The organism is Roseovarius tolerans, from assembly GCF_028885395.1.
Taxonomy (GTDB): Bacteria; Pseudomonadota; Alphaproteobacteria; order Rhodobacterales; family Rhodobacteraceae; genus Roseovarius; species Roseovarius tolerans.
The window spans coordinates 1,193,950-1,207,703 of sequence record NZ_CP118494.1 but is presented as its reverse complement, the minus strand read 5'-3'; the positions used below and the strand labels follow the sequence as shown (position 1 = coordinate 1,207,703).

Sequence of the window (13,754 nt, the reverse complement as noted above, 5' to 3'; positions counted from 1 at the left end):
GGGCTGTACCCGGTCAGAACACTGGCCAGCCACCCAGACTGTCGATATCGCGCGTCAAGCGCCATCCGGCCCCCTCGGGTTCGGCCACACGGTCCAGCACGCGCCGCGCCTCTTGCGATAACCCGTTGACCTCTGTGACCCGCAGTTCAAGCCGTGCGCCGGGCCGGCCCAATGCGCCCTCCACCCGGCCCTCGGCCCGTAGCATTGCGCCCTCGACCGAGAACGGCATGCGCCAGCCACCCGCCTGATCGCTTGTCAGGATCGCCTCGCCAGAGCCGATCTCCACCGGGCCGAACCGTCCGCCTGTCATCTCGATCTGCGCCGCGAGCGACTGCAACTGACGCTCCGGCAGCCCGATTTGGGCGCGCAGGCCCTCGACGCGCAAGAGCCCGGTTTGCACCGCCCCGCCGATGATCGCAGGCAGATCGGCCAGCCCCAGATCCCCGGACACGTCGCGCAGGGCCACGCGGTCGCGCGACCACGGCAGGCGCATCTCTCCGCGCGCGTCCAAACCTGCACCGTTCAGCCGGATGGACCAGACGATACCCGCCCTCTCCACCCGGTCAAAGCGCCAGCGCAGATCCGTCGGCCCCGGCAGGACACCGAGGCTCAATCCGCGCGCCTGCCCCTGCCAGAGCGTGGCGCCCCCGTCGATCGGGGCTGTCCAGACAGGCGTAATCTGCGGTGCCAGAAGGCGCAGGTGGCTCATCCGTCCCTCGCTCAGAACCGCGAGGCCCAGACCGGTGAGCAGCCCCAGAAGGATCAGCACAAACCGCATCATCGGATCGGCACCAATCGCAGATCGGCGGCCACGACATCCTCGCGCTTGCCCCGCTCGAAGGTGAACCCGGCCAACTCGTACCCCCAGCTATCGGCCTGCGCGCCCAGCCATTCGGCGAGAACGGTAAAGCGCACCTCGTCGAAGCGCAGGGTGATCCCGCCATCCGCGCTATTGGCCAACTCGCTCGCCGCCGTTCGCAGATCGGCCTCGCGCAGGCTGGCCTCGATGCCGCTGATACCGATGGGATCGGTCGCGTGGGCCGTTGCGCGGCCCTCGCCCGCGTCCCGCCGGAGCGTGGCATAGGTCACCGCCTGATCGGCCACCCAAAGTTCGGTTGCGCGGGCCTCGGCCACCGCATCGCGCGCCGCCGCGCGCTGCTCGGTCAAGGGCAGGGCCACGCCGTAGATCAGGCCCACGGGCAGCACGACCAAGGCAAGCACCGCCAGAAGCCAGCGTTCCCGGCGGCTCAGCCCGAGAAGAAACCCGACCAGACGGTCCATCATCCCGCTCATCTGCGCGCGCCCCCCTGGGTCACGGCCATGGCAAGCACGGCCTCGACGCCTGCGTTCTCGCGTGTCACCGATTGGGCCACGCGCGCCTCGGTTCCCGCGGCCCTGAGCGCAGTCACCAGCGCATCGAGCGCGGCGAAATCCGCGATCTGCAGGTCCATCACCAAGCCCGCCCCCGGCTGATAGCTGACCCGTGTGATAGTCAGGTCATGGTCGCCCAGCACCATGCCCGCCTGCCGCAGCACGTCGAGCGGGCGGGCCTCGGTGTCGGCCTCTGCCTCGGCGCCGCGCGCGCGGTCGGTCACCTGGCTGACCTGCGTGCGGATATCGAGGATGGGGCCGGTGGGGATCATCACGTCGCGCAGGATGCGCTCGGCATTCTGGCGGTAGGCAAGGCTTTGGTCGCGCAGCGCCGCCATATCCATCAGGATCGCGCCGATCCAGCCGGCAAACCCCAGCACCCCCAGCGCGACCGGCAGGCGAAGCCGCCGCAGGCTGCGATGCATCTCGGCCCGCTCCGCCCCCGGATCACGCGCCAGATCGAGCGCCAGTTCGCCATGTGCGAAGCGGCGCGGGGGCTCGACGCCGTGTTCCGCCAATTCGCCCGCGTCATGGCAGATCGGCAGCGACCGTGCGGCAAGCCATGCCTCGACATCAGACTGCGCGCCACCCTGCCACAGAACTGCGCGGGGTGGTGCAGTCTCGAACGCATCCTGCAACAGGGCCAGCGCCAGATCGGGTTCGGCAGAAAACCCGTCCTCGAGCCCGAGCCGGGCGCGCATGCGCGCGTTATCCGCCTCGATCACCCAGAGGTCCGGCGCGGCGGGCAAGGCGAGAAAATCGGGCAGGATCGCACGGCAGAGCGCCCCTGCCGGGGCCACGGCCCGCGCCCAATCCTCGCGCGCCGTCGCCTGAGCGACCAGCATCCGCTGCCACATCTCGGAGGTCGGGCCCAGCCGCGCGGGGCGCGCATCGAGGCCGGTTTCGCTGCCGCCATAGGCGTCGCGCAATTGCCGTCGCGCCACCCGTTCGCGCGCCGCCCCCTTGAGTGCCCCCGGCAGATCAAGCGGGATCAGAGGCACCGCCTCGCCCGACACCACGGCAACGAAGGGCCGCACGGGATACGCCCCGCCCGCGTTGAGGTCATGAACCGGCAGGGGGGCCGCTGCATCGCGGGATTTTCGCGGTTTCAAAAGGCTCATGGTCGGGCCGCCCGTCGATATTCGATTTTCGTGGCCCCGGTCAGGCCCGAGCGTTCGACCGTCAGAATGCGGCTTTGGACGCGCCCGTCAAGCCTTAGCTCGAAGGTCACTTCGAACCAGTTGCTCGCCACGGTGAACCCGCCATCGGGCACCTGCGCCTGCGCGATGGCCTGCGGGTGGATCAGATCTTCCGCGCGGGTGGTGAAATCGCTGCGCGTCTCGAACGGCAGCCGGGCACGCTCTGCGACGAAACGCGCGATTCCCGCCGGGTTGGCGGTGGGCAAAACCGCGCCCAGAACCTCTGCCGAGGCGGTGTTGACGTTGAGGCCGGTGCCCGGGGGCAGGACCGCGACGTGGAGCAAAAGGCGCGCATAATGCACCTCGGTCATGCCGCGCACGAGGCGCAGTTCCTCGACCCGGTCCATCGGTTCGCGGCGCGGCCGCACCGGCACATCGCGCGACGCGTAATCCGCCACGCGCACCGGCCCGCGCGTCTGCACATAGCCTGCAATCTCGGGGCCCAGATCGACCGGCAGGCCAAGCGCGCGCAACAACCGCTCGAACGACTGCGCCGCCGCAATATCCGATGGCACGCTCAGGCTGTTGATGTTGAACCGGCCCTGCAGGTCGCGGATTGCGCCCCGCAGCAGGCCGCGGTCGATGCTGGCGTCGAACGGTTCGCGCGCCCAGGCCTCCTGCAGGTGGTCGAGGTTTTGATCGCGCTCCCAATCGGCGCGCAGCACCGGGTCGATGAGAAACTCGGCGGCATCGAGATGCAGCGCCGCCTGCTGGCTGATCTGCAGATCCTCGACCCGGACGCGGCTGGTTTCGGCGCGCAGCATCAGCCCCGCCGCCACCGCCGAAATCGCGGCGACCATGATCAGCGCGTTCAAAAGCGCGATGCCGCGATCCCCCTTCATGGCCAAGCCACCATCACGCGCAAGGGGCCATAACGCTCGGAGTCGATCCGCACCTCCACCGCCTTGGGCAATGTGGTGCGCGCCAACGGCTCGGGCTGCCCCCAGCCGTCGATCCACCCCTCCTCCGCCCCGGCATAGGAGCGGATCTGAAACCCCGCGATCCGGTCGAAAATCTCGGTCTCGGACGCGCGCGCCTGCACCGAGGCGGGCCGCAGCACCGGCCAGACCTGTCGGAGCAATCGGTCCCCCTGTCGGTCATGGCGCCAGATCACCCGCTCTTCACCTGCCAAGGATGCTTCGGGCAGCACCGCGCGACCCGCCGTGGTGAGGGCAAGCCACCCATCCTCGGCGCTCTGGTCCAGCAGGGGCGGTTCCGGGTCGGGCGTGCCCGGTGGCCAGAACGCAGCGCCCGAAGCGGATTTGAGATCGGCGCGCAAAAGCGTCAGCCCACGGGCCAGCGCCGCGGCCTCTTCATCGGCCACGGTCAGCCGGTCGCGGGCGCGCATCATGCCGCTGAGCGCCTGCAACCCCATCACCGCGACAAGCGCGAAGATCGCCATCACCGCGACCAGTTCCAGCAGCGTCAGGCCGCGCTCAGGCGAAGGGCGGCTCATGGGATCACCTCGGTCTTGGCGATCACCGCGATGCGGCCGCCGGGTTGCCCGTCTGTGCGCGCCACGATCGTGGCCTCGGTGAAGCCTGCGCGCGTCACCTCTTCGGAGATGTCGAGCGACCAGTCAAACGGGCCATAGCGCACGCTGCGCGACAGGTTCACTGCCTCGCGTGCACCCAGAAGGCGGTATTCCTCGGCCCGGTTGAGGGCGACCTGCATCGCCATCACCCGCGCCGCCTCGCCGCCAAGCGCGCGGCCCGCGTGATCGGCGCTGCGCAGCGCCGCGATGGTGCCGATGGCGAGCACGAAAACCGCGATCACCAGTTCCAGCAGGGTCACCCCCCGTGTGGCGGTGTCGCGCGCGCTCATATCCCCTCGCAATCGAGACCCGCAAACCCGGTGGACCGGCACCGGCTCAGCCGCTCATTGGCGATGAACGTGACCTCGAACGGGGTCACCTGCCCGTCGGGCAGGAACAGCAGATCGGGCACCGGATCGCGCGGCACCTCGCGCGGGAAGATCGGGCCGTTGGCGCGCTCGAACCGCACCTCGCCGCGGAATTTCTGCACGATGCCAACGGCTTGCCATCCCTCAGCCTCTGCTTCGGGCGATGCAGGAGCGAGCGTCTGCCACCCTTCGGGCACGATCACGATCCCCTGCGCGGACTGTCCCAGAATGGCTCGGTCGCGCAGCCGCACATAGGCGGCGGCAAAGCGGGTCACATCCGCCTCGGCGCTGTCGCGGGTGCTGACCGCAAAGGTCGCGCTGATCGAGAGCGTGGCGATCACGGCGACCACCACCACCATTTCCAACAAGGTGAATCCCGCTTCGCCGCCCTGTGTTATTCGTCCCATGACCCGATATCCGCATCCACGCCCTCGCCACCGGATACGCCATCCGCGCCAAGCGTGAAGATGTCGAATTCCCCATGCACTCCGGGTTGCAGATATTGATAATCATTGCCCCAGGGATCCTTGGGCAGCCGGTCGATATACCCGTTCTGCGCGTAATTTTGCGGCACCGGTTCGGTGCTCGGGGCCTCGACCAGGGCCCGCAGGCTCTGCTCGGTCGTGGGATAGCGGAAATTGTCCAGTTTATAGAGCTTCACCGCCCCCGACAGCACCGACAGATCGGACTGCACCCGCGCCACCCGCGCCTGATCGGGACGGTCGATGATGCGCGGCATCACGACCAGCGCCAGGATCGACATGATCACCACCACGACCATCAATTCCAGCAAGGAAAAACCAGCCTCGCCATGCGCGGCGCGGCGCGATCGGGACCGGGGGCGTGACATATTGATTTGCATGGTAAAATTTGTCCGTAAAAGCGTGTAGACTACAGCCAGAATCATAGAGCATGGACAGGCCCGTGACAATCGAAGCCTTGGCCCCTAATCCGTTTTTCACAGCCCGGACCCGCAATGCCTGACACCGCGCCGCTCGCCTTTTTCCTGATCCTGAGCGGGGCCGCCATCGGCTCGTTTCTGGCCGCATGGGCGGACCGGTTGCCGCATGGCGAGAGCATCGTCGATGCGCCATCGCGCTGTCGCGACTGTGGCATGCAGATCGCCTGGCGCGACCTGGTGCCGGTGGTGTCGTGGCTCGCGCGCTCGGGGCGGTGTCGCGGATGCGGGGCGGCGATCCCCCGCCGCCTGTTTTACGCTGAAATCATCGGGATGGGCCTTGCGATCCTCGCGGTATGGATCGCGGCGACCCCTACTGACATGGTGCTTGGCGCGCTCTGGCTGTGGTGTCTCTTTGGCCTCGTGCTGTGTGATCTGTCAGATTTTCGCCTGCCGGATGCGCTGACCGGCCTGCTGGTCCTGACCGGTGGGGCCATGGCCTGGGCCGATCCAGCGCGTGGGCTTGACGATGCCCTGATCGGGGCGGGCATCGGGGCGGGGGCGTTCCTTGCCATCCGCCTCGCCTATCAGCTGGTGCGACGGCGCGAGGGGCTGGGGCTTGGTGATGTCAAGCTGATGGCCGGGATCGGGGCCGGGCTGGGCTGGGCGGCGTTGCCGATGGTGGCGCTGATTGCGGCACTCGGTGCCATGGCGATGGCCGGGCTGCGCGCGTTGCGCGGCAACCGCGCCGAGGGCAGCACCGAAATCCCCTTTGGCGCATATCTCGCGGGGGCGGCCGCGCTGGTCTGGCTCTGGCTTTGAAAAGCCGCGGGCGGCAGGTTGCCCCACCGCCCGCTACGTACCACAGGCCCATTACTCAAAACCTAGGGTACGATCCACTCGCTGACGACGCGATAACCGACACGCTTGTCGGGTGCCAATTCGGCAATGAACGCGCCCTTCGAGGCAAATCTCTGGCCCGGGCCCAAGGCAAGCTCGGGATGGGTTCCCGGGTTTAACTCGTTCTCGGCTTCATGCTCAATGATCTCGATCATGTAATCACGATAAAAATCGTTGATAACATGCATCAATCCAAACTCGGCCATCGTCAGTGCATAATAGGTTTGCAACTGGATGCGCGGGTGGGTGACATCCAGCCGCCGCGAATGCATCCAGCCGCGAATCCGGAACTTGCGCGGGTGGTAGGAGTCGGGCGCGTCGTAGGGCCAGACCAGCCGGGTGCGCGCGATCATGTCGGGCGAGAACGCCTTGACCGCGCTTGTCTGCGTGGCGGAGGGCAGGAAAATCCGCGCCGCAGCGGGCGTGGCATCGGCCAGAACGGCGACCGCTTCGGCGGCATCCTGTGGCCAGATCACCAGGGTCTCGGCATCGCCATGCTTGGCCAGTGCCACGCGCAGCCCGGCCTCGTCCTCATAGGTGACGGTCTCGATCGCGGTGTCGCCGAACACCATCGCCATCGTCTCTTCAAAGGCCTGCGCGGGCCGCGTGCCTTGCGGGCCGGTGCCATGGATCTGCACGATGCGCGACGGCGGTGCCTGCTGATCACCGAGATACAGGCCAAGCGCCTCGGCCTCGAGCACGAGACCACGGTTGAAATAGACCGAATAGCCATACCGGCCCTCGCCGGGCGTGGGCAGTTCTGCGTTGGGGAAGATGCAGGGCAGACGATTGTCGTCGCAGAAGGTGCCGATCTCGTCCCAGGGCCCTTCGACCAGCCCGCTGATCGTGGCGAACACCGGCTGTTCGGCGTATTTCGCCTCGAGCTGGGCGCGCCATGTCTCGGGCGGGCCGTCCAGCCGCCAGACATGCAACTGCCAGTAGCGATAGGCCGAGATGAAGTTCGAGCGGTAGTTCGGCGAGAAGGTCGGGTTATGGGTGTCGCCCTCGGTGTCCTTGTTCAGCCATTCGAAGAACAATTCCATCGTGCGCAGCATCGCATCCGCCTCGGCGGGGTCGGCATCGGGGCCGATGATCGTGGCGAAATGGATATCGCGCGCGGTCACGCCGGGGTCGATCTCGTCGGACAGCGTCTTGAGATAGGCCGAGAGGTTCGCCACATCCGCAGCACTCAGATCATAGCGCGGCATGATCGGGTCAAGCTCGTGTCCGCCTGCATCGAAACCGTCACGCAGCGCCCGCGCCAGAAGCACGTCGTCATAGGCGGGCCGCATGCGCGGCTGCCGGACGCGGGCCCAGAAACCGGGGGGCTGCACCTCCTGGTAGAGATCCTTGAAAATGCGGTTGCGGTTCGGGGTCTTGGTCTGGAACAGAACCGAGCCGATGATCGGCGGCACGTAGTTGCCACCCTCCGACGTGCCGAAGCCGCTCGGGCGGTGGCAGTTGACGCAGGAAAACTGCGCGCCCGTCACCTGCACATCGCCCTGGGTCACACCGGTGACCGGCTGGCCGTCCGCCCCGATCCCCTCCCAGTAGAGCGTGCGGCCAAGCTCTGCGTCACCCGCCTGCCCTGCCCCGGCCAGAACCGGGGCGGCGACCAGCACCACCGACAGCGCCGCGGCCCGCAGCGCATCCTTCATCGACAGTCGACGCATCAGTTCACCTCGGGGCGCAGCAGGGCGGCATATTCCTCGGCCAGTTCCTCGGACCCGAGCAAACCTTCGAGCCGGAGCCACGGGGTGTCCTTGCCCTGTCGCAGGAAGGTGAGCGGGCGGTGATACATCTTGTTCTCGCCCTTGTAGACCGCATCGAAGGCCCGAACGACGGTGAAGATATCGTCGAACTGCCCGGTCAGCATGACCCAGTTGTCGCGCGCGGCGTGCAACTGCGCATACTCGCGCAGGCGGCGCGGCGTGTCGTATTCCGGGTCGATCGAGATCGACACCATCATGTAGCTGTCGTCGATCGCCGCCAGATCCTCTTGCGTCTGACCGAAGGTCGCGCTCATCACCGGGCAGATCGTGGCGCAGCTGGTGAAGATGAAGTTCAGCACCACCGGCCCGTCATAGTCCATCAACTCCGCGAAATTCACCTTTTGCGCGGTTTGATTGCGCAGGGTGACGGCGGGCATCACGTAGTCATTCGCGCTGCGCTTGTAATGAAACCCGTCGGGGCGCATTGCCGCCTCGAAGGTGTTTGCGTCGTCCATCCCGAGATGCTCGGGCATGCGATGATCCATCGCGGCGTGATCCTCGCCCTGCGACATGTCGTGACCGGCGTGTTCGCCGTGGCCTGCATGCGCGTCATGGCCGGAATGTTCATCCTGTTTGGCGTGACCGGCAGCGTGGTCATGGCCTGCGCTGTCCTGCGCGGCGTGATCATGATCGGCATGATCATGGCCCGGGTGATCGGCAACCGCAGGCGCGGCAAGGGCAAAAAACGACACCGCCGCCAGGCCGAAGCGGGCGGAACGGGAAACGGATTTGAAGAGCGTCATGTCGAGTCTCCGAATGAGCGAGTAATGTCTCGAATGAAGAGAGGCCCCGGCGGCACATGCGCCGCCGGAACCGGGTTTTCAGGTCTTTAGTGGACCGACCAAACCGCCGTGTCGTGGTGCAGCGCATCGAACTGATACATCCGCAGACGGCGCGAGGGCTCGTAGGTGAAGGTCACTTCGACATTATGTTCGCCGACGCCATCGGTGTTGACGTAGTCGGTCATCTCCTGCTGCATGCCACCCCAGGCGAACCGGTGACCAAGACCGGCATAGCGGCCCGGGGTCCAGCCAAGCTGGCTGACCGGTGTCGGCGAGGCCTCTGCTGGAGGTGTCGCAGGCGGCACCGGGATCGGGCCCTGACCCGCGACGTGGATCCAGAAGTAGTTGCGCCCGAAGGTGAAGAGCGGACCAGCGCCCCCGACCGGCAGCGTGTTGTGGAAGGTGTTTTCCCACCCGCGCAGACCGCCGAAGTCCACCAGGACATAGGCATGCGGGTAGTAATCGCCATTCAGAAGCTGAACGTTGACCACGTCGCCACGGTTGTCCCAGACGATGTCCTTCATCCGCACCTCGGCATCACCGTCATGACCCTTGAGCTGGCCATACATGGTGTTGTTGAGGAACAGTACGGTCATGTCTGCATCCTCGGCCATCTCATAGCCGGTCGGAAGCAGATTGCGGTTGCTCCAGTCGTAGAAGGCCTGACGGATCAGCTCCATCTGCGCCTGAATGGTCGAGCCGTTGAGACCGTAGAAGTACCGACGGTAGCCACGACCGGTATCGAGATCAGCCATCTCGCGGAACATCCGCCACATGCGCTTGGCCGGGGCCGTGTCGCCGATCATGCCGATCGCGTTGAGCTTGGCCTCCTCGTTGGCGCGCGGGTTTTCCCCGAAGACCGCGATTTCGGCAAAGTTGCGCGGACGCGGGTTGCCATCGGCATCCACACCCAGCGGCACAAGCACGTTTTCCGTGACCTGCACGCGCGGCGGGTGGTTACGCCAGCCCCAGTGATAGCTGAGGTTCCAGAAGCGTGCCGGCGGCATCTTCATGTTGAGCGTGTATTCCAGCCCCTCTTCCATCGGAAAGAACGTCTGGTCCATGCCGATATTGGGAAGACGCGGCAACACGGTGCCACCCTGGGTCAGATCGGGCCCGCCCTCTTCAGTGAAATTCAACTCCCTGGGATCGTCGAAGAACATCGTGTAGGGTGCGAAATCCTCGTGACCACGGTTGAGGATCTTGACGATATACTTGATCGTCCATTCCTCATCGTTGACGACGGTCGGGTCGACATAGGCGGTGTCGCCCTCGATATGCGTGTCATACCAGATCTGTGTCATCGTGACCGACTTGGTCTCGGGATCGACCGACTTGGTCTTGAGCCCGCCGAGATAGTGCAAGAGCGGGAAGCCCTCGTATTCACGATCCCGGAAACGGCCGCGCAGGTCGTTGCCCTCGATGATATCCACCGCGTGCCCTGCCAGGCGGCGCAGCTGACCGGGGTTCACCCGGCGCGGATATTCATAGCAGAACTGATAGCCACGGAAGCTCCGGCAGATCTTATACGGCTCCGAAATCGCCTCGATCCGATCCATGATCCAGTCGAGATCATCGGTCGGCGAGGTCTTGTCGATCGTGCGGGTCACCGGTGTGTCATGCAGGTTATAGGGATTTTCCGGCGTCGACGGCAGCGTGTTCGGGATCTCGTTACCCCGGCACGTCTTGGCGTTCTCATAGATCGTCGGCAGCATGTTCGGCGGGTTCGGCGAAAAGCTGTCGCCCTCCGGGAACACGGCTGTGCCACCTGCCGTCGTCAGGAAGGTTGTCGAGCCGTCCGGACTCGTGGTGCGGGTCTCGAAAGGCACCCAAGGTTGCTGTTCGCCGGCGCCATGGCCGCCTTTCAGGCAGAACTGGTTGAGGTTGACGGGCTGTGCAAGGGCAGGCCCCGCCCACAGGCCGATGACAGGCCCTGCCACCACCGCGGCCAATCTTAAGGATTTACGAAACATTTCAGTGTCTCCGTTTCAAATACTGTGCTGGTCACCCGGTTGCCCGGGGCCAGAGGTCGGTCAGACCTCGCGATTGTGGTTGCGCGGGTCCTTCAGGTCGAAGACACGCGGTCCGGCACGGCGGAGCTTTTGCCCCGGTTCGTGCGCGGGTCGCGGCATGACCCAAGTCACCCGTTCGGCGGCATCGTCAGGACGGATGTCAAAGGGGAACGTCCCCCACAGACCCGCCTTGCCGTTGCCGTAAAAGACCACATCGACCTTGCGCTTGCCGGGCAGTGTCGCATGGCTCATGCGATACATGCGGAAGGCCAGATCGGCACAGTGTTGCGGCGTCCCGGTCAGAAAATGCCAGCCCTCGGGCGCGTTCAATTCGCGCGCATAGGCTGCCATCCGGCTGGGCGTGTCATGCTCGGGGTCACGAGTGATCGAATACACGAACACATCCCGCCCGACCTTGTCGCCCAGTTCCTGCACGACCTTCGCCATATGGCGGGTGATCGGCAGGTGCTGCTCGTCCCGCAGGCTCATGAAGTGCATCATCACGACCTTGTTCTCGACAAAGCCCTCGTAGAAGGACATTCCGAGACCGTCCTGATTGACCATCATCACGTTCGGGAATGAATCCCGCGCGCTCTGGTCGATGACACCGCCACTGTCGATCGGATTACACAGAATTGGCGTGTCGTTGGGGTTGACCCCTGCCGCTGCTTCTCGCAACCGGGCGCGGGCCTCAGAGGCTGCTGCTGCTGCACGCTCCTGCGAGTTGCCGGGCGTGGTGTAGAACCCCGCCGTTGCACCCGCAGCCGCCGCGACAGGCAGGCTCGCCATGAATTGACGTCTGTTAGTCATGTCTTTTCCTCTCGTCTTTCAGAGAATTCCTGTACGGCGTGCTCAGTCACCCTGACCCGGCTCAACGATGTCCCAGCGGATCATCATGGCATGGTCTTCGTGGACGACGTTGTGACAGTGCATCACGTGCTTGCCGAAGAAATCGCGCCAGCGGCTGAAGAAAGTGATTTCATCACCGGGCCCTAGCGAGACCACGTCCTTGCGGGAGGTTTCGACCGCGCTCGGCGGACGTCCGTTAACCTCAAGGATCTGGAACTCTTCGAAGTGAGTGTGCACAGGGTGTGCCCAGGCGTTGCCCTCGTTGCGGAAGGTCCAGATCTCGGCAGAACCCTGCTCGATCTTGGCATCCACACGGTTGGGATCCATCAGGCGACCGTTCACCGTCCACAGCCCGTTGTCGTAGTCGAAGACGAACAGGCGCTTGCGGCGCACTTCCGACATGCGGATCTTGGGCAATTCACGCATACGCGCAGGGATACGCGACGGATCGCGCTTCTTGCGGCCCTTGGCACGGAACTCGAGGACAGGCATCATGTTTTCCACGTCCAGCGTGTAGCCCGTCGGGCCTGCACCATCGTCGCGGATCTCAAGGTCGTTCAGAACTTGGATCTTGTCGCCATCCTTGTACTTCGAGAAGTCAACGATCACGTCGAAACGATTGGCCACCCAGAGGTTGAAAGAGGGCTCGACCAGAGGGGACTCCAGCAGGTTGCCGTCATTCGACAGGATGATCCAGTCATCGAAATACGGCGCACCGCCATTCGCAGGCACAACGTACAAGCGCGGGCGATAGAGCCGCGACGGACCACCGTTGAGGAAGCGGAAGCGATACTTGCGCCGATCCACGTCAAGATAGGGGGTGATGATCCGGTTGACCGTGATGTGATCGCCGGTCATGCCTTGCGTGGTGTATTGCAGGCGGTTGGAGTCGAACGTGTCCGGCGTCCCTTGCGAGTTGCCGACCTCGACGGGTTCGGGGCGCTCTTCGGGGTTGGGCTGATCGCCATCGGGCAGGAAGAAATCCCACCGTGCCTGACCATCCGCAGTGAACTGCACGTCATGCAGGATCAGCGGGATGTCGTACTTGCCAGAAGGCAGACGGAACGCACGCGGGTTGCGATCACGCTCGTTGTTGGAATCCCGCTCATCGAACAGCAGGTAGAAGCCCGAGAAGCCCGCATAGACGTTGGTCGCCGTGAAATCGAGCCGGTGATCGTGATACCACAGGGTGTTCATGATCTCGGTGTTGAACGGGCTCCAGCCATTCGGCGATCCAGCCGGGAAGTTGGCATAGTGGTGATCCCAGAATTCACCAGGATTGAAGAAATCCTGCGGGATACCGTCCGATTCAGACGCGGTATGCGCGTTGTGCAGGTGAACCGTCGGCGACGGCAGCGCGAACTGCACATTGCCCGCGCCAACCGGCGGCAGCAGGTTGTTGCGGCGCAAGAAGACCGGCTCGCCGTAATAGGCGTGATAGGTCTCGCCCGGGGTGATACCATTGAAACCCCAGTGCCAGGACCCCACATCGGGGTCACCATCGCGGCCAACGACGTTTTCAGTGCCGTCGCCATAGGGGGGCTGCCAGTGATATTTCCACCGGAATTCGGTCATCACTTCTTCGTAATGCTTCTGCGGCGGGAAATCGTCGAACCGCTGATGGCGCGCGGGCTCGATCGGCGGATCGTAGGTGTTGGGGTCGATCGGCTGCGCGACCGGAATGATGTTGAGCGGGGCCGTGAACGGCTCCACGGGGGGGCTTGGGTCGGTCACGATACTGGGTTGGAACGTATCGGGGAAAACCAGCCCGTCCTGCGTCAGTCCCTCTGCGGCGCTGTCCGGCCACTGTTCGATCTCGACCGCGCCTGCCTGTGATGCAACGGCCGTTGCACCAGCGGCACCGAAGCCGAGCTTCAATGCGTCTCTTCGTTTCATGCTTTGTCCTCCAGCAGATAAAGCGTATGAACTATGTATTTGATGGCGCCACACATACCGCCACCGCCCTCGTGCCAAGCATGCCACGAGTAAGAAAGGTCAAAGACCCCGCAATCTAACCGACCCGGAGGGCCGACTATTATCTTGATCGAGCAACATGCTCGAGAGTTTGG

Annotated in this window: 15 protein-coding genes; 2 read left to right on the top strand and 13 right to left on the bottom strand. The window is 64.9% G+C overall.

Annotation, left to right across the window (positions count from 1 at the left end):
- Positions 1-13: 13 nt before the first annotated feature.
- The 8 genes from PVU19_RS05925 to gspG are packed head-to-tail and all read right to left on the bottom strand — an operon-like array spanning position 14 to position 5,322.
- Entirely contained in the window at positions 14-778 is a 765-nt protein-coding gene (locus PVU19_RS05925; RefSeq protein ID WP_152911562.1) for a hypothetical protein, read from the bottom strand.
- The gene (gspM, locus tag PVU19_RS05920) at positions 778-1,293 is read right to left on the bottom strand and encodes a type II secretion system protein GspM (RefSeq protein ID WP_050661072.1); all 516 of its coding nucleotides are present in this window, start codon (positions 1,291-1,293) and stop codon (positions 778-780) included. The genes PVU19_RS05925 and gspM overlap by 1 nt, the downstream gene beginning before the upstream one ends.
- Positions 1,290-2,492 (bottom strand): type II secretion system protein GspL, encoded by a 1,203-nt coding sequence (gene gspL / locus PVU19_RS05915; protein WP_050661071.1) that lies wholly within the window; start codon positions 2,490-2,492, stop codon positions 1,290-1,292. Before gspL ends, gspM begins: the two co-directional genes overlap by 4 nt.
- Positions 2,489-3,412 (bottom strand): type II secretion system minor pseudopilin GspK, encoded by a 924-nt coding sequence (gene gspK, locus PVU19_RS05910; protein WP_050661070.1) that lies wholly within the window; start codon positions 3,410-3,412, stop codon positions 2,489-2,491. Before gspK ends, gspL begins: the two co-directional genes overlap by 4 nt.
- Positions 3,409-4,026, bottom strand: coding sequence for a type II secretion system protein GspJ (locus tag PVU19_RS05905; protein ID WP_050661069.1), 618 nt, complete (start codon positions 4,024-4,026; stop codon positions 3,409-3,411). The genes gspK and PVU19_RS05905 overlap by 4 nt, the downstream gene beginning before the upstream one ends.
- Positions 4,023-4,394 (bottom strand): type IV pilus modification PilV family protein, encoded by a 372-nt coding sequence (locus tag PVU19_RS05900; protein ID WP_050661068.1) that lies wholly within the window; start codon positions 4,392-4,394, stop codon positions 4,023-4,025. The genes PVU19_RS05905 and PVU19_RS05900 overlap by 4 nt, the downstream gene beginning before the upstream one ends.
- Complete coding sequence (locus PVU19_RS05895; RefSeq protein ID WP_082237288.1) at positions 4,391-4,879, bottom strand: prepilin-type N-terminal cleavage/methylation domain-containing protein; 489 nt, start codon at positions 4,877-4,879, stop codon at positions 4,391-4,393. Before PVU19_RS05895 ends, PVU19_RS05900 begins: the two co-directional genes overlap by 4 nt.
- On the bottom strand, positions 4,867-5,322 hold the full coding sequence (gene gspG / locus PVU19_RS05890) for a type II secretion system major pseudopilin GspG (protein WP_369038140.1): 456 nt from the start codon (positions 5,320-5,322) through the stop codon (positions 4,867-4,869). The genes PVU19_RS05895 and gspG overlap by 13 nt, the downstream gene beginning before the upstream one ends.
- Positions 5,323-5,448: 126 nt before the next feature.
- On the opposite strand from gspG, the gene PVU19_RS05885 reads away from it, so the two are divergent.
- Complete coding sequence (locus tag PVU19_RS05885) at positions 5,449-6,192, top strand: prepilin peptidase (RefSeq protein WP_050661065.1); 744 nt, start codon at positions 5,449-5,451, stop codon at positions 6,190-6,192.
- A 62-nt stretch (positions 6,193-6,254) separates the two neighbouring features.
- On the opposite strand, the gene PVU19_RS05880 is transcribed toward PVU19_RS05885, so the two are convergent.
- Both PVU19_RS05880 and PVU19_RS05875 read right to left on the bottom strand, forming a co-directional pair.
- Complete coding sequence (locus PVU19_RS05880; protein ID WP_050661064.1) at positions 6,255-7,943, bottom strand: cytochrome c family protein; 1,689 nt, start codon at positions 7,941-7,943, stop codon at positions 6,255-6,257.
- A complete protein-coding gene (locus tag PVU19_RS05875; RefSeq protein ID WP_160316334.1) occupies positions 7,943-8,554 on the bottom strand; it encodes an SCO family protein in 612 nt (203 codons plus the stop codon). The genes PVU19_RS05880 and PVU19_RS05875 overlap by 1 nt, the downstream gene beginning before the upstream one ends.
- Here PVU19_RS05875 and PVU19_RS05870 point away from each other — a divergent pair.
- Complete coding sequence (locus PVU19_RS05870; RefSeq protein ID WP_160316333.1) at positions 8,534-8,875, top strand: hypothetical protein; 342 nt, start codon at positions 8,534-8,536, stop codon at positions 8,873-8,875. The two genes, PVU19_RS05875 and PVU19_RS05870, sit on opposite strands and share 21 nt — an antisense overlap.
- On the opposite strand, the gene PVU19_RS05865 is transcribed toward PVU19_RS05870, so the two are convergent.
- From PVU19_RS05865 to PVU19_RS05855, 3 genes are all read right to left on the bottom strand, one after another.
- A complete protein-coding gene (locus tag PVU19_RS05865) occupies positions 8,872-10,764 on the bottom strand; it encodes a hypothetical protein (RefSeq protein WP_274789897.1) in 1,893 nt (630 codons plus the stop codon). The genes PVU19_RS05870 and PVU19_RS05865 overlap by 4 nt on opposite strands.
- Before the next feature lie 93 nt (positions 10,765-10,857).
- The gene (locus PVU19_RS05860; RefSeq protein WP_152911560.1) at positions 10,858-11,646 is read right to left on the bottom strand and encodes an SCO family protein; all 789 of its coding nucleotides are present in this window, start codon (positions 11,644-11,646) and stop codon (positions 10,858-10,860) included.
- Positions 11,647-11,688: 42 nt separating this feature from the next.
- Positions 11,689-13,581 carry a multicopper oxidase domain-containing protein gene (locus PVU19_RS05855; RefSeq protein ID WP_235575645.1) on the bottom strand — a complete coding sequence of 631 codons (1,893 nt, stop codon included), beginning with the start codon at positions 13,579-13,581 and terminating at the stop codon, positions 11,689-11,691.
- Positions 13,582-13,754: the final 173 nt, after the last annotated feature.

What these genes read in the sequence shown, in the direction of transcription:
- PVU19_RS05925 (WP_152911562.1), bottom strand. Translation starts at nt 778, where the DNA reads ATGCGGTTTGTGCTGATCCTTCTGGGGCTGCTCACCGGTCTGGGCCTC.
- gspM (WP_050661072.1), bottom strand. Translation starts at nt 1,293, where the DNA reads ATGAGCGGGATGATGGACCGTCTGGTCGGGTTTCTTCTCGGGCTGAGC.
- gspL (WP_050661071.1), bottom strand. Translation starts at nt 2,492, where the DNA reads ATGAGCCTTTTGAAACCGCGAAAATCCCGCGATGCAGCGGCCCCCCTG.
- gspK (WP_050661070.1), bottom strand. Translation starts at nt 3,412, where the DNA reads ATGAAGGGGGATCGCGGCATCGCGCTTTTGAACGCGCTGATCATGGTC.
- PVU19_RS05905 (WP_050661069.1), bottom strand. Translation starts at nt 4,026, where the DNA reads ATGAGCCGCCCTTCGCCTGAGCGCGGCCTGACGCTGCTGGAACTGGTC.
- PVU19_RS05900 (WP_050661068.1), bottom strand. Translation starts at nt 4,394, where the DNA reads ATGAGCGCGCGCGACACCGCCACACGGGGGGTGACCCTGCTGGAACTG.
- PVU19_RS05895 (WP_082237288.1), bottom strand. Translation starts at nt 4,879, where the DNA reads ATGGGACGAATAACACAGGGCGGCGAAGCGGGATTCACCTTGTTGGAA.
- gspG (WP_369038140.1), bottom strand. Translation starts at nt 5,322, where the DNA reads ATGTCACGCCCCCGGTCCCGATCGCGCCGCGCCGCGCATGGCGAGGCT.
- PVU19_RS05885 (WP_050661065.1), top strand. Translation starts at nt 5,449, where the DNA reads ATGCCTGACACCGCGCCGCTCGCCTTTTTCCTGATCCTGAGCGGGGCC.
- PVU19_RS05880 (WP_050661064.1), bottom strand. Translation starts at nt 7,943, where the DNA reads ATGCGTCGACTGTCGATGAAGGATGCGCTGCGGGCCGCGGCGCTGTCG.
- PVU19_RS05875 (WP_160316334.1), bottom strand. Translation starts at nt 8,554, where the DNA reads ATGTCGCAGGGCGAGGATCACGCCGCGATGGATCATCGCATGCCCGAG.
- PVU19_RS05860 (WP_152911560.1), bottom strand. Translation starts at nt 11,646, where the DNA reads ATGACTAACAGACGTCAATTCATGGCGAGCCTGCCTGTCGCGGCGGCT.
- PVU19_RS05855 (WP_235575645.1), bottom strand. Translation starts at nt 13,581, where the DNA reads ATGAAACGAAGAGACGCATTGAAGCTCGGCTTCGGTGCCGCTGGTGCA.